The 12,698-nt window shown below is 67.3% G+C and carries 13 protein-coding genes; 4 read left to right on the forward strand and 9 right to left on the reverse strand.

Features of this window, described 5'->3' with window-relative positions; all coding sequences use genetic code 11:
* Positions 1-3 precede the first annotated feature (3 nt).
* Positions 4-699, reverse strand: a complete 696-nt coding sequence (locus AC1DXI_RS14965; protein ID WP_018775049.1) for a redox-sensing transcriptional repressor Rex — start codon at positions 697-699, stop codon at positions 4-6.
* Positions 700-772: 73 nt separating this feature from the next.
* Positions 773-1,045 (reverse strand): glutaredoxin family protein, encoded by a 273-nt coding sequence (locus AC1DXI_RS14970; protein WP_026537390.1) that lies wholly within the window; start codon positions 1,043-1,045, stop codon positions 773-775.
* Between the two features lie 131 nt (positions 1,046-1,176).
* Between AC1DXI_RS14970 and AC1DXI_RS14975 the strand changes: the two genes are divergently transcribed.
* Positions 1,177-1,995 (forward strand): HAD family hydrolase, encoded by an 819-nt coding sequence (locus tag AC1DXI_RS14975; RefSeq protein ID WP_018775047.1) that lies wholly within the window; start codon positions 1,177-1,179, stop codon positions 1,993-1,995.
* A 193-nt stretch (positions 1,996-2,188) separates the two neighbouring features.
* On the opposite strand, the gene AC1DXI_RS14980 is transcribed toward AC1DXI_RS14975, so the two are convergent.
* From AC1DXI_RS14980 to AC1DXI_RS14990, 3 genes are all read right to left on the reverse strand, one after another.
* Positions 2,189-2,287 carry a 30S ribosomal protein bS22 gene (locus tag AC1DXI_RS14980; RefSeq protein ID WP_003792170.1) on the reverse strand — a complete coding sequence of 33 codons (99 nt, stop codon included), beginning with the start codon at positions 2,285-2,287 and terminating at the stop codon, positions 2,189-2,191.
* Positions 2,288-2,492: 205 nt separating this feature from the next.
* The gene (locus AC1DXI_RS14985) at positions 2,493-2,714 is read right to left on the reverse strand and encodes a helix-turn-helix domain-containing protein (protein WP_018775046.1); all 222 of its coding nucleotides are present in this window, start codon (positions 2,712-2,714) and stop codon (positions 2,493-2,495) included.
* A 199-nt stretch (positions 2,715-2,913) separates the two neighbouring features.
* Positions 2,914-4,041, reverse strand: a complete 1,128-nt coding sequence (locus AC1DXI_RS14990; protein ID WP_476939289.1) for a 3-deoxy-7-phosphoheptulonate synthase — start codon at positions 4,039-4,041, stop codon at positions 2,914-2,916.
* 432 nt (positions 4,042-4,473) lie between these two features.
* On the opposite strand from AC1DXI_RS14990, the gene AC1DXI_RS14995 reads away from it, so the two are divergent.
* Positions 4,474-5,820, forward strand: a complete 1,347-nt coding sequence (locus tag AC1DXI_RS14995) for an alpha-hydroxy acid oxidase (RefSeq protein WP_476939290.1) — start codon at positions 4,474-4,476, stop codon at positions 5,818-5,820.
* 118 nt (positions 5,821-5,938) lie between these two features.
* On the opposite strand, the gene AC1DXI_RS15000 is transcribed toward AC1DXI_RS14995, so the two are convergent.
* Both AC1DXI_RS15000 and AC1DXI_RS15005 read right to left on the reverse strand, forming a co-directional pair.
* A complete protein-coding gene (locus AC1DXI_RS15000) occupies positions 5,939-6,502 on the reverse strand; it encodes an ArsR/SmtB family transcription factor (RefSeq protein ID WP_476939291.1) in 564 nt (187 codons plus the stop codon).
* Between the two features lie 81 nt (positions 6,503-6,583).
* Positions 6,584-7,807, reverse strand: a complete 1,224-nt coding sequence (locus AC1DXI_RS15005) for an acetoin utilization protein AcuC (RefSeq protein WP_476939292.1) — start codon at positions 7,805-7,807, stop codon at positions 6,584-6,586.
* A 117-nt stretch (positions 7,808-7,924) separates the two neighbouring features.
* Here AC1DXI_RS15005 and AC1DXI_RS15010 point away from each other — a divergent pair, with 117 nt between their 5' ends.
* Both AC1DXI_RS15010 and AC1DXI_RS15015 read left to right on the forward strand, forming a co-directional pair.
* Complete coding sequence (locus AC1DXI_RS15010) at positions 7,925-9,355, forward strand: TrkH family potassium uptake protein (protein WP_476939293.1); 1,431 nt, start codon at positions 7,925-7,927, stop codon at positions 9,353-9,355.
* A gap of 40 nt (positions 9,356-9,395) precedes the next feature.
* Positions 9,396-10,034, forward strand: coding sequence for a potassium channel family protein (locus AC1DXI_RS15015; RefSeq protein WP_026266712.1), 639 nt, complete (start codon positions 9,396-9,398; stop codon positions 10,032-10,034).
* 33 nt (positions 10,035-10,067) lie between these two features.
* Here AC1DXI_RS15015 and proC read toward each other — a convergent pair whose 3' ends face one another.
* Together proC and AC1DXI_RS15025 are read right to left on the reverse strand one after the other, a co-directional pair.
* Positions 10,068-10,901 (reverse strand): pyrroline-5-carboxylate reductase, encoded by an 834-nt coding sequence (proC, locus tag AC1DXI_RS15020; protein WP_476939294.1) that lies wholly within the window; start codon positions 10,899-10,901, stop codon positions 10,068-10,070.
* 491 nt (positions 10,902-11,392) lie between these two features.
* The gene (locus AC1DXI_RS15025; protein ID WP_476939295.1) at positions 11,393-12,694 is read right to left on the reverse strand and encodes an RNA polymerase sigma factor; all 1,302 of its coding nucleotides are present in this window, start codon (positions 12,692-12,694) and stop codon (positions 11,393-11,395) included.
* Between the last annotated feature and the right edge of the window lie 4 nt (positions 12,695-12,698).

Here is a 12,698-nt window from a genome sequence, read left to right on the forward strand (position 1 = left end):
GCCTTAGTCGGCGTCTTCCGGGTCCTGCGCCCTTTGTGCGTGGTAGGCCAGAATCTGCAGTTCCGTTGCCATGTCCACCTTGCGGAGGTTGACCCCAGGGGGGACCTGCAGCATCACCGGCGCGAAGCTGAGGATGCTCCGCACGCCGGCGGCAATCACCCGGTCGCAGACGTCCTGGGCCACAGCGGCGGGCAAGGCGAGGACCACCATGTTGGCGCCGGTCCGCTGCAGTACCGGCTCAAGGTCAGCGGCGTCGCTGACCCGCAGCCAGCCGACCTCGCTGCCCACCACCATCTGGTCGGCGTCGAAAATTGCCACGATGTCAAAGCCCCGCGACTCGAACCCGCCGTACCGGGCCAGGGCCTTGCCCAGGTTGCCCGCACCGACGATCGCGACTTTCCAGTCGTGCGTCAGCCCGAGCGCGGCCGCGATGTTGCGGTTGAGGTACTGGACCTCATAACCGACGCCCCGGGTTCCGTAGGAGCCGACATAGGAGAGGTCCTTGCGCAGCGTCGAGGAGCTGACGCCGGAGGCCTCGGCCAGCGATTCGGACGAGACCCGGTCCACCCCCTCAGCCAGCAGTGTGGTCAGGGCGCGCAGATAGATGGTCAGCCGGGCCACGGCCGCGGGTGGAATCTGTTTGGCCGCAGTCCCGGCTCCCCCGGGGACAGCCCCGGGAGATGAATCCAGCGAAGTCACTATCTGCTCCATTGCGTCGCGTTGTGCTTCCCACTCTAGAGCCCCCGCGCATCACGCAACAAAGCACCCGCCGTCAGGAGGACTGGTCGAGGACCCGTTGCAGGGTCCGGGTCAGGCGGGCCTCGTCGATCTTCCAGAAATCCCGCTGGACACCATTGACCAGCACCACCGGGATCTCCTCGGCAAAGCGTTCCCGCAGCCCGGCGTCGTCGTCCACCGATTTCTCCGACCAATCAATTCCGAGCGCAGCGGTGACGCGGCCGACGGCGGCACGCGCCTCTGTGCACAGGTGACAGTCAGCTTTGGTGATCAGAACTACATCGGGGAAAGACGCGGGTTTGGCCATGCGTCCACCGTAGCCCGGCGGCCACTTCGGCGTCGACGCGCGGCGCAGTCCGCCCGGGTCCGGGGCCGTTCTGCCGTCGCGTCGCGCGCCCCGCGGGCGGCCGGGGGCCGGTCATTGACTAGACTCGTGGCATGCCCGAGGAGAAATACGTCATTGTGGCCAATGAGCCTGCTGCATCGACGCAGCACGGCGAGGCCGCATTTTTCGACGTCGACAACACCCTCATGAAGGGCGCAAGCCTTTTCCATGTCGCCCGCAAGCTTCACCAGCGTGGCGCCTTCACCCTGCCGCAGGCTGCCGGGTTCGCCTGGAAGCAGTTCATGTTCGTTCTGCGCGGCGAAAACATGGATGACGTCCATGCCGTCCGCGATTCGGCCCTGACGCTGGCCGCCGGCATCACGGCGAAGGACATCGAGGCGTTGGGCGAAGAGGTCTACGACGAGATGATTGAGTCGCGGATCTGGCCGGGGGCAAAGGCCCTGGCCGAACAGCATCTCCGGGTCGGGCGCAAGGTATGGCTCGTTACGGCGACGCCGATCGAGGTGGCCACGGTCATTGCCGCCCGGCTGGGCCTGACCGGGGCGCTGGGCACGGTGGGCGAGATCATGGACGGCTCGTACACGGGACGGCTTGTGGGCGAGATCCTTCATGGCCCGGCCAAAGCGGTCGCAGTCCAGCAAATTGCCGAGGAGCAGGGCCTGGACCTGAGCCGTTGCTGGGCGTACAGCGATTCCCACAACGACATCCCGTTGCTGAGCATGGTGGGGCACCCCGTTGCCATCAATCCCGACTCCAAGCTGCGCCGTTACGCCCGCGAGCACAACTGGCCGGTCTACGACTTCCGTGCCGGCCGGCGCGCCGCCACGTTGGGCTTCAAGGCCGCGACGGTCGGAGGGGCCATCTACGGCCTGTGGCGGGGGTTCTCCCGCTTCCGCGGCCCCAGCCGCTAGGCCCCCGGGGTTTCCGCTGCAGTTTCGGACCCGGGTTGCGGTTTCAGACCCGGGCGCCGCGGATCCGGGCCGCCTGTGTCCGATTCCGTAGCCCGTGTCCTTGATCCGGTGCGAAATCTTCCCACCGGGACGGGGCAAGAAAAATGCCCGCCGCCTGGAAGGCAACGGGCATTTCATGCATTTCGAAGTATTGCTACTTCTTATTGCGGCGCTGGTGGCGCGTCTTGCGAAGCAGCTTGCGGTGCTTCTTCTTGGCCATACGCTTGCGACGCTTCTTAATAACTGAACCCACGAAAGTTCCTTACCGGCTAGATGCAGTACCTGCCTGTTGGGAAGTGTCCGCGGGCTAAGCAGCAGACTAAAACAACTGACAGGTTCTTACAATGACGTAAAACGTTCCTTAACAGGGTACCGCCTCTGCGAGGCACCCCACGACCGCGGGCCCCGTGCGGGACCCAAAGCAGTCGATTCACGCTGTGAATGTTGCCGCTGACTGTTCAGCCAGTTCCGGCGTGGCCGTCGTTCCGGTCGACGACGGCACCCTTGAGGTACTGTTCGACGGCGTTTTCCGGCACACGGTAGGAGCGGCCGAACCGCACGGCCGGCATCTCCCCCGAATGCACAAGACGGTACACAGTCATTTTTGATACCCGCATAAGTTCCGCGACTTCGGCCACGGTCAAAAAACGGGCCTTGGAGAAGTTGGCCTCCGTAGACATTTCCCTATTCCTTTGCTCAAGCGAACGGCAGCCCCACCTGTTGACATGGCGGTGTGCCGATGCTGAGCCATCAAACAACCATGTGTTAGCAACACTAGTTGCTCATGGTGCCAAAGTGAAAGACTTCCTCAGGAATCCCCACACGATTTCCGCAGGAATCTCGAAAAACTCGAAGCACCGGCCTCCTCCGGTTCCCGACTCAGGCAAGCGTCCGCCGCGTGCGGGCCGAGGCGGCCAGCTGGCCAAGTACCGATGCCGTCACGTCCCAATCCATGCAGGCATCCGTGACGCTCTGGCCGTAGACCAGCCCGTCGCGTCCGGCGCCTGTGACCGTGTTGCCTGCGGCTGAGACGTCAAGGGTCTGCGCCCCGCCCACCAGGAAGCTCTCCAGCATGACGCCGGCGATGGCCCCGGCGGCGGCTCCGGCACTTTCCAGCTGCGCACCGATTTCGAGGGCGACCTCGGCCTGGCGGTGGTGGTTCTTGCCGCTGTTGGCGTGGCTGGCATCGACGATCAGGCGGGGGTTCAACTGCTTCGCGGCGAGTTTCGCCGAGGCCGCTTCAACGTCGGCGGCTGAGTAATTGGGACCCTTGCGTCCGCCGCGGAGGATGACGTGGGTGTCCGGGTTGCCGGCGGTAGCCACAAGCGCCGCCCGGCCGTCGTCGTCGATCCCGAGGAATGCCTGGGCGGCGGCGGCGGCGCTGCACGCGTCCAGCGCCACCTGGAGATCGCCGTCGGTCCCGTTCTTGAAGCCGATCGGCATCGACAGCCCGGAGGCCAGCTGGCGGTGGATCTGGCTCTCCGTGGTGCGGGCGCCGATCGCGCCCCAGGCGACCAAGTCCGCGACGTACTGGGGGCTGATGGGCTCAAGGAACTCCGTGGCGGTGGGCAGGCCGAGGGCGGTGACCTGCCGCAGGAAGGCCCGGGCTGCGCGGAGGCCCGCGGCGATGTCGTGGCTGCCGTCCAGCCGGGGGTCGTTGATCAGGCCCTTCCACCCGACCGTGGTGCGCGGCTTTTCGAAGTAGGTGCGCATGACGATCAGCAGGTCCTCGCGGTGCTTCTCTGCCTGGCTGACCAGCCGGCGGGCGTATTCCAGCCCCGCCTTGGGGTCGTGGATGGAGCAGGGGCCCACGATGACGAGCAGCCTGTCGTCCACACCGTCCATGATGGCCCGGACCTCGTCCCGGCCCCGCCCGACCACCTCGGCCAGGCGGGCCTCCAGGGGCAGTTCCGCCATGAGCTCCTGCGGGGTGGGCAGCGGGGTGAACTCACTGACGCGCAGGTTCGAGGTGGAGTGTTGGGGGCCGGCGGCTGCTTCGATGCTCATGTTCGGGTCCTGTCCAGGGTGCGGAGCGGGCCCTGATCAGAACCCGCCGGAGAAATGGCGAAGGGCAGAGAATGATCTCTGCCCTGTTGGCTCTGAAGGAAAGTTGGATGCGTGTCAGTTAGACGCGGGCCCCTCCAGAGCCAACGAAAAATACGCATACCAACGGTTAGTCATAGCGTCGACCATAGCCCCGGAGCCGCGGCGGGGCAAACGCCGGGCGTAACAATCCGCCGGCGCACCGGGCCAGGGCGTAATTCCCGTCATCGGGCAGCAGGTCAACGGTTCCTGCGGGCACCAGGCTGGTCGGTGACGCCCACGGGTCTGGCCCGAACGCCCTGGCAACCGCTGGGCCTCACCTGCCGGGGCTCAGAAGCATGGCCATTAGAGTGTTCTGGAGCACACGCTTAAGATCCTGCATAACCGGAGGCAGCCATGACGCAGACCGTCCCGCCCCGCAACCCCGAGGTTCCGACCACACCCGCGGCCACTGCGCCTGGCCACGGGGCCCCCGCATCCGGCCACGACACAGCCGCGGCCGCGCGCGGGCTCCCTGCCGCGCTGAAGCGCCGGGTGCCCAAATACGCCGATCTTGCGCCCCTGATGCAGTTCAAGAAGCCGGAGTTCAGCCGGGCCGCCAGGCTCCGCCGGGCAAGCACCATCTGGGACCTGCGGGACATGGCCAAGCGCCGCACACCCCAGGCGCCCTTCGACTACACCGACGGCGCCGCCGAGGCCGAAATCTCCCTCCGCCGCGCCCGCCAGGCGTTCCTGGACATCGAATTCCGGCCCGGGGTCCTGCGTGACGTCTCCAGCATCGACCTCAGCACTGACATCCTGGGCGGGCCGTCCCGCCTCCCGGTGGGGATCGCGCCCACCGGCTTCACCCGGATGATGCAGTCCGAAGGCGAATACGCCGGCTCCCAGGCCGCCGAAGCCGCCGGCATTCCGTACACCCTCTCCACCATGGGCACGGCCTCGCTCGAGGACGTGGCCGCCGCCGCACCCACCGGCCGCAACTGGTTCCAGCTGTACCTGTGGACGGACCGGGACCGTTCCCTGGAACTGATCCAGCGTGCCGCCGCGGCGGGCAATGACACCCTCATGGTCACGGTGGACACCGCCGTCGCCGGCGCCAGGCTCCGCGATGTCCGCAACGGCATGACCATCCCGCCCGCCCTGACCCTCAAGACCGTCCTGGATGCTTCCTACCGGCCCGCGTGGTGGTTCAACTTCCTCACCCACGAGCCACTGACCTTCGCATCCCTCTCCCGGTACACCGGCACGGTCGCGGACCTCATCAACTCCATGTTCGACCCCACCCTGACCTACGCCGACCTCGACTGGCTGCGCGAGACGTGGAAGGGCAAGCTCGTGGTCAAGGGCATCCAGACAGTCGACGACGCCCGCAAAGTCGTGGACCACGGCGTCGACGGAATCGTGCTCTCCAACCACGGCGGCCGCCAACTGGACCGCGCACCGATCCCCTTCCACCTGCTCCCCGAAGTCTCCGCCGCCCTCAAGGCCGACCACAGCGACGCCGCGATCATCCTGGACACCGGCATCATGAGCGGCACGGACATCATCGCCGCCCTCGCCCTCGGCGCCGACTTCACGCTGATCGGCCGCGCCTACCTCTACGGGCTCATGGCCGGCGGACGGGCCGGCGTGGACCGTACTCTCCAAATCCTGGAGAAGGACATGGAACGCACCATGGCCCTGCTGGGCGTCAGCCGGGTCGCGGACCTCACCCCCGACCACGTTCGGATCCTCCGCACCTAGCGCACCAGGCGCACTAGGCGCCCGCAAGGTCCGCCTGGTCCGCAGCGGGGCAGAGCTGCTGGCCGCAGCGCATCCCCGCAGCGCATAACCGCCGCGGCATACGCAGCGGCGGGAAAGGTTACTTCTTGCGGCCGAACTTGGGCAGGTTGGCCAGGAGATCGGCGGCCCTGGTGGCCGCCCGGCCCACGGTCCGCCCGATCTGCTGGGGCATCTTGTCCTCCCCTGCCGTTCCCACCGGAATGACGACGGCGGGGCTCAGCGGGCTGCCGGCAGGGCGGCCCGCCAGTGCTGCGGCGGGTTGCGCGGCGACCGGTTGCGGAACAACCGGTTGCGGAACAGCCGCGGCGGCCAGGCCATCCGGGACGACGGTGGGGCCGGTTTCGGGGTGGAGGGCTGCGGCCGCGTCCGCCGTCACGGCGGGGCCAACGTCGAATGCCTGCAGCCAGCTGGCAACCCCGGCGAGCGGCTTGGGATTGAGCGTGTAGTACCGCTTCTGGCCCTGGGCGCGCATGCTCACCAGGTCCGCTTCGCGGAGGACTTTAAGATGCTTGGAAATAGTGGGCTGGCTTGCTTCAAGCTCCTGGACCAGTTCCCCCACCGCTTTGTCCCCCTTGCGGAGGGCTATCAGAATGTCACGCCTGGTTGCCTCAGCAATGACGGCAAATACGTCGTCTGTCACCATGCCCTCCACACTAGCGACATATACGCCAGATGGCATCCACGAATTGGTGCCTTGGTGCCGGGCCTTAGGCCCGGTCGGGATTTAGTCGAACCAGGGGTCCAGTCCGTGCAGCGGAAACACTTCCTTGCGGGTGGCCATGATGGTGCGGTCCACCTCGTCGTTGGGGTCGAAGCCCACTTCCCAGGACCGCCACCAGAGGTCCACGTCGTCGCCCATCGTCTCGGGGGGCTCCACGCCGAACTTGGCGCCGTACTTGTCTTTGACGTAGTTGCGCCAGTCCTCCGGGACCGGGGTGCGCAGCGGCACCGGGCGGCCGGCGGCGATGGCTATGAGGTGGCTCCAGGCCCGCGGCACCACGCTGACGACGTTGTAGCCGCCGCCTCCGGTCGAAATCCACCGGTTCTCGCAGTAGCGAGCGGCGAGGTTGCCGATCGCGGTGGCGGCCTCGCGCTGGCCGTCCACACTGATGTTCAGGTGGGTCAGCGGGTCAAGCCGGTGCGAGTCGCAGCCGTGCTGGCTGACGATCACTTCCGGTTCGAACGCACCAATGAGCTGGGGCACGACGGCGTGGAAGGCCCTCAGCCACCCGGCGTCAACGGTGCCGGCCGGGAGGGCGACGTTCACGGCGCTGCCCTGGGCGTTCGGTCCGCCGATCTCGTTGGCAAACCCGGTGCCCGGGAAGAGTGTCAGCCCGGATTCGTGCAGCGAAATCGTCAGGACGCGCGGATCGTCCCAGAAAATGCTCTGCGTGCCGTCGCCGTGGTGCGCGTCGATGTCGACGTAAGCCACCCGCCGGACGCCGCCGTCAAGCAGCCGCTGGACGGCCAGGGCGGCGTCGTTGTAGATGCAAAAGCCGCTCGCGCGGTCCCGGGAGGCGTGGTGCATCCCGCCGCCGAAGTTCACGGCCCGCACCGCGCTTCCGTCCAGGACAGCTGCGGCCGCCAGCAGGGAGCCGCCGGCCAGCCGGGCACTGGCTTCGTGCATGCCGGCAAAGGCGGGGTCATCCTCGGTTCCGAGGCCCCTGGCATGGTCGGGGGTGTCCGGGTTTTCGCTCACGCGCCGCACGGCGGCCACAAACTCCGGGCTGTGGACTGCGCAGAGCTCCGCGTCGGTGGCGACGTCGGGAGCCGCTACCGTGACGTGGTCCAGATCCAGCAGTCCAAGGCTTCCGGCCAGCTTCGCGGTGAGCTCCATGCGTTCCGGCGCCATGGGGTGGGAGTGGCCAAAGTTGTAGGCAGTCATGGCTGGGGCCCACACCACCGTCGTTGGCAGCGCGGTCTGAGCGAGTCCGGGCAGGAATGTCATCAATCACAGGCTACCCGAGCGGTCCCCGGCTTCCCGCGCGTGCACGTTGGATCCCCGGCCATTACGCGGTGTTTAGTGGTTTACTACTTGGGGAAGAAGTTTCAACCGAGGAAAAACATGACGCAAAGCCAGTCGAGGTCCACGAGCCCGGCCAACTGGCAGCCAGGCATGCCGGAGCGGGAAGGCCTGTGGATTTTCACACGCCTGCGCGACTTCATTGACGGCATCGCCAACAGCTCGCCTGCCCGCCTGGCTCTCTCGGCGTTCGGCGTCGTGATTCTGGTTTTCACCGCTTTACTCTCGCTGCCCATAGCTTCCGCGACGGGACAAGTTACACCACTGCATCAGGCGTTCTTCACCGCGGCGTCCGCTGTCTGCGTCACGGGCCTGACCGTGGTCTCCACGGCTGTGCACTGGTCCTTCTTCGGCCAGCTCGTGATCCTGGTCGGCATTTTCGTGGGCGGCTTGGGTACGTTGACCCTCGCGTCGCTGCTGGCGCTCATGGTCAGCAAGAGACTCGGTGTCCGCGGCAAGCTGATCGCCCAGGAGGCCATGAATGCCGGCCGGCTCGGCGAAGTCGGTACGCTGCTCCGGATCGTGATCGTGACCTCCGTGGTGATCGAGGCCGCCCTGGCGCTGACTCTTATCCCCCGCTTCCTGATCCTCGGGGAGAGCTTCCCGCAGGCCATCTGGCACGGGATCTTCTACGCCATTTCGTCGTTCAACAACGCCGGATTCACGCCGCATTCGGACGGAATCGTGCCGTACGAAACGGATCTCTGGATCCTCGTCCCGCTGATGCTCGGGGTATTCCTGGGCAGCCTGGGCTTCCCGGTGGTCATGGTGCTGCACCAGAACGGGCTGCGGTGGAAGAAGTGGAACCTCCACACCAAGCTGACCATCCAGGTCTCCTTCATTCTCCTGGCCGCCGGCACGGTCCTCTGGGGCTTCCTGGAGTGGGACAACCTGCGCACCATCGGGGACATGGACCTCGGCGACAAGATCACGCATGCGCTGTTTGCCTCAGTCATGTTGCGCTCCGGCGGCTTCAACTTGGTGGACCAGAACCACATGGACTCCACCACCATGTTGCTCTCCGATGCCCTCATGTTCGCCGGCGGCGGTTCCGCATCCACGGCCGGCGGCATCAAGGTCACCACCATCGCCGTGATGTTCCTGGCGATCGCCGCCGAGGCCCGCGGCGACGCCGACGTGAAAATCTACGGCCGCACCATCCCCGAGGGCACGATGCGCGTGGCCATCTCGGTGATCGTTGCCGGTGCCACCCTTGTCTCGGTCTCGGCCCTCCTGCTCCTGCACATCAGCCATGCCTCCCTGGACCGGGTCCTGTTTGAAACCATTTCCGCCTTCGCCACGGTGGGCCTAAGCACCAACCTCAGTGCAGAGTTGCCGCCGTCGGGGGTTTACGTCCTCGCTTTGCTCATGTTTGCCGGGCGCGTCGGGACGGTCACCCTTGCGGCCGGCCTGGCCCTGCGCCAACGCAGCCAGCTGTACCACTACCCGGAAGAGAGACCGATCATTGGCTAGTTCCTCAGGCGCCGTCAACCGCCCCGCCCACAACGCCCCTGTGCTGGTGATCGGGCTGGGCCGTTTTGGTGCATCCACCGCAGAGCAGCTGGTCAAGCAGGGCCGGGAAGTCCTGGCCATTGAACGCGACCGCACCCTCGTCCAGAAGTGGGCGAGCGTCCTGACGCATGTGGTGGAAGCCGACGCCACCAACATCGATGCCCTCCGCCAGCTCGGTGCCCAGGAATTCAGTTCCGCCGTCGTGGGCGTGGGCACCTCGATCGAATCCTCGGTGCTGATCACGGTAAACCTCGTGGACCTCGGGATCGAACACCTCTGGGTCAAGGCGATCACCCCCTCGCACGGCAAGATCCTCACCCGGATCGGCGCCAACCACGTCATCTACCCGGAGGCGGACGCCGGCGTCCGTGCCGCGCACCTGGTCTCCGGGCGCATGCTGGACTTCATTGAGTTTGACGACGACTTCGCGATCGTGAAGATGTACCCGCCGCGCGAGACCGTGGGCTTCACCCTCGATGAGTCCAAGGTCCGGTCCAAATACGGCGTCACGATTGTGGGCGTGAAGTCCCCGGGCGAGGACTTCACCTACGCGCGGCCGGAAACCAAGGTTTCCTCGCGGGACATGCTCATTGTTTCGGGGCACGTGGACCTGCTCGAACGGTTCGCTGCCCGCCCCTAGCCCGCAGCCGCCCCATGGCCCGCCCGGGCCGGCTCAGGCGAGCTGGCGGGTGATTTCGGCTGCGCGCTCGGCCGCCGCGCGGGCGCCGTCGGCGATGATGGCCGGCAGTCCGCGCTCGTCAAACGTCGCGATGGCCCGTTCCGTGGTGCCGTTCGGGCTCGTGACCGCCTTGCGCAGCGCGGCGGGATCCGCGCCGGGCTCGGCCAGCATGAAGCCCGCCCCGGCGACGGTCTCGCGGGCCAGCAACAGGGACAGCTCCGGGTCCAGGCCCAGTTGCACCCCGGCCTCGGCCATGGCCTCCGCCAGGTAGAAGGCGTAGGCCGGGCCCGAGCCGCTGATCGCGGAGAGGGCGTCCACCTGGTCCTCGGGGATCTCCACGACCGTGCCGGCGGCCGCGAGGATGTCCTTGGCGCGCTGGAGCTGCGCGGCGGAGCAGTTGGTGCCGGGCGAGACGGAGACGACGCCGCGGCCCAGCTTCGCCGGAGTGTTCGGCATTGTGCGGATGACGGGCTGGCCGGCCGGCAGCGCCGCCTCGAGCTGTTCCAGGGACACGGCGGCGGCAACGCTGATGACGATCGTGTCCGGAGCCAGGGAGCCGCTGATTTCCCGGGCCAGGTCCGCGATCCCCACGGGTTTGACGCCGAGGATCACGACGCCGGAGCCGGTGGCGGCCTGTTTGTTGTTGTCGGGCTCTTCTTCGCCCGCGATGGCCGTGATCCCGTGGTGGCGCTGGGCCAGCTCGGCCGCGCGCTCGGCCCGACGGACGGTCGCGACGATGTCGCCCGGGTCGACGCCGCCGTCGATCAGCCCGCCCATGATTGCCTCGTTCATTGACCCACAGCCCAGGAATGCGATTCGGTTGCTCATGTCCCCATCATTGCAGTCCGACGTGATTCCCAGCCAGCTCCCACCTTCAGCGCAGTCAGCGCACAACTTTGGAACCTAACGTTGTAACTACCTCATTGAGGGTGCGAGTGATGCAGCAGGCATGCGGATGCCTGCGCGGCACCGGTGGTTGCAGCGGGTTTTCCCATTTTCCCGCAGCGGACCGCCGGTGCCTTTGCCGTTTAAGACACCTTTGCCGTTTTTGACCCGTGGCGGAGCTGGCCCCAACCCCGGGGGACGCCGTCGGATTGCCAGCAAACGTACAGGGAAATCTCGCTGTGCGCCCAAGTTCGGCCATTACCTTGGAAAGTGCCTCAACAGGTGCGAGTGATGATAGCCGGTTCCCCCGAGCCGGCGGTGCGCCGGGCGATTTGCAGCAGAGTTCCCCCAAGTCCTGCTCCGGATCGCCCGGCCCTACTCGTTTAACCGGAGTAAACGGGCCCGCACCGGGTGCGCGGTCCGGCCCCCGGTTTCTAGCCGTCTCCGGCCCCGCCGAACGCCGGGCTGCGGAGCTTGCCTTCCAGGAAGCTGCGTTCCGCGGTGCTGCCGGCAAGCGCCAGGGCCCGGCGGTAGCCTTCGGCGGCCTCCGGATAGCGGCGCAGGCGGACCAGGAAGTCGGCGCGGACGGCGTGGAAGAGGTAGTAGTTGTCCAGGCCCAGGCCCTCGACCGCCGCCAGCGCGGCAGCGGGCCCGTGCAGTTCTGCCAAGGCCACGGCGCGGTTCAGCGCAACGACAGACCCCGGCGCGACGGCCAGGAGCTGGTCATACAGCTGCAGGATCTGCGCCCAGTCGGTGTCCCCGGCGGTCGCGGCGTCGCTGTGGACGGCGTTGATCGCCGCCTGCAGCTGATACGGTCCGGGCCGGTTCCGGCGCAGGCACCGGCGCACCAGCTCACGGCCTTCGGCGGCCAGGGCGGAGTCCCAGCGCCCCCGGTCCTGGGCCGTGAGCAGGACCAGTCCCCCGTCGGGTGTGAATCGCGCGGCACGGCGGGACTCGATGAGCAGCATCAGCGCCAGCAGTCCCGCCGCTTCCGGCTCGTCCGGCATCAGCGACGCCAACACCCTGCCGAGCCGGATGGCTTCCGTGCAGAGCTCCGTGCGTTCCGGGCCGTCGGCGGGGCCTGCGGTATAGCCCTCGTTGAAGATGAGGTAGACCACCGCCAGCACCGATTGGAGCCGCTCGGGCAGTTCGGCGCCCTGCGGGACCCGGAACGGGACCTTGGCATCCCGGATTTTCGCTTTCGCCCGGACCAACCGCTGTGCCATGGTCGCCTCCGGGACCAGGAAGGCCCTGGCGATTTCCGCCGTCGTCAAGCCACCCAGAAGCCGCAGCGTCAGCGCCACCCGGGCGGACCCGGCCAGGGCGGGATGGCAGCACGTGAAAATCAGCCGCAAAGTGTCGTCGTCCACGTCCTCGACCCCCGACTGTTCCGCCAGGAACTGCTCTTCGGCGGCCGGCGCGGGTCCGGTCCCGGACCGCGCCGCCGCGAGCAAGGCCGCCTGTGCGTGCTTGTCCTCGCGTGAGGCTTCCCTCCGCAGCCGGTCGATCGCCCGGCGCCGTGCCGTCGTGATGATCCAGCCGGCCGGACTGGGCGGGATGCCGGCCGCCGGCCAGTGCTGGACCGCCGCGGCAAAGGCATCCTGGACGGCATCCTCGGCAATATCGATGTTCCCGAACGTCCGCGTCAGAACGGCTACGGCGCGGCCGTATTCACGCCGGAACACCCGCGCAATGTCCGCCTCGGTCGCTGCCTCATTTGCACGACGGTCACCCACAGCG

Source organism: Arthrobacter sp. P1_H7 (assembly GCF_056405215.1).